Origin of the sequence: Pimelobacter sp. 30-1, assembly GCF_018831735.1 — a bacterium.
Classification (GTDB): Bacteria; Actinomycetota; Actinomycetes; order Propionibacteriales; family Nocardioidaceae; genus Nocardioides.
The window spans coordinates 1-1,293 of the sequence record NZ_NHTS01000026.1 but is presented as its reverse complement, the minus strand read 5'-3'; the positions used below and the strand labels follow the sequence as shown (position 1 = coordinate 1,293).

Genomic DNA, 1,293 nt, shown 5'->3' with positions numbered 1-1,293 from the left:
TGTTAAGACGGGGCTTCGGGTAGCGGGCGTGTAACGATCCGGTAGCACGTGCGCGGGGAGGCGGTAGCGCTCCGGCGTCGGGTTCGAGGATGTCTCCCGCCGCGGCCAAGGGCTGGTCGCTGGTGGAGAGGAACGTCGGCGATGACGGATTACCGGTTTGTGATGAGCCTGCTGGTGCAGGGGTATGCGTATAGGCAGATCGAGGCGATGCTGGGGTGCTCGCATCGCGCGATCGCGCGCGCCAGGCGGGTCCTCGACGAGGAGGGCTTCACGACGCGGGAGCAGGTCGACGGGCTGTCGCTGGAGAACATAGACCGGCTGTTCACCGATGGCCGCAAGAGCGTGGTCTGCGAGTTCGTCCCCGTCGACATCGAGCGGGTCGTCGCAGCCAGGCTGGGCCGGAACAAGCCGCCGTTGAAGGTGTTGTGGGCCCGCTATCTGGAGACTGATGCGGCGGCGGGCGCCCGGTTCTACGGGTATGAGCGGTTCTGCCAGATCGTCGCGGAGCATGTCCGGGTGAACGATCTGACCCTCCCAATCGCGCACGTTCCCGCGCATACGATGCAGGTCGACTGGGCGGGCACGCAGATGCGGCTTACCGACCCGGTCACGAGGGAGACGACGCGGGTGTCGGTGTTCGTCGCGTCGTTGCCGTTCTCGGGGATGGTGTTCGCTTACGGGTGTCTGGACGAGAAGCAGCCGGCCTGGTTGGACGCGCACCGCCGCGCGTTCGAGTACTTCGGCGGCGTCACCCAGGTCGTGATCCCGGACAATGCGTCGACCGCGTCGAACCAGATCTCCCGGACCGAGAAGGCCCGGGACGTGAACGCCTCCTATGCGGAGTTCCTGGAGTACTACGCCACCGCCGCCGTCCCGACCCGCTCGTATCGTCCCCGCGACAAGGGGCATGTCGAAGCCGGGGTGAAGGTCGTCACGAACTGGGTGATCCACTACCTCGAAGGCCGAGTGTTCGCGTCGCTGGACGAGCTGAACACCGCCGTCGCCGCCCAAGTCGAGGCGATCAACGACCGGACCCCGTTCCGGGGTGAGCAGCGGTCGCGCCGCGACTGGTTCACCGAGTCCGAGCGGGATGAGCTGATCTCGCTGCCGGCTCAGCGTTGGGAGCCGGTGATCTGGCGGAAGGCGAAGGTCCACCGGGATTGGCATATCCAGCTCGACACGATCAAGTACTCCGTCCCGTCCCGGTTCGCCGGTCTCAGCGTCGACGTCCGGGTCATCGGGGAGCAGATCGACGTGCTCTCCGGCGGGGAGATCATCGCGACCCACGTCCTG

At 66.7% G+C, this 1,293-nt stretch carries 1 protein-coding gene; it reads left to right on the top strand.

Features of this window, described 5'->3' with window-relative positions; translation table 11 throughout:
- Nucleotides 1-141: 141 nt before the first annotated feature.
- A partial coding sequence (gene istA / locus CCO04_RS28090; protein ID WP_215817489.1) for an IS21 family transposase occupies nt 142-1,293 on the top strand: 1,152 nt, incomplete at its 3' end.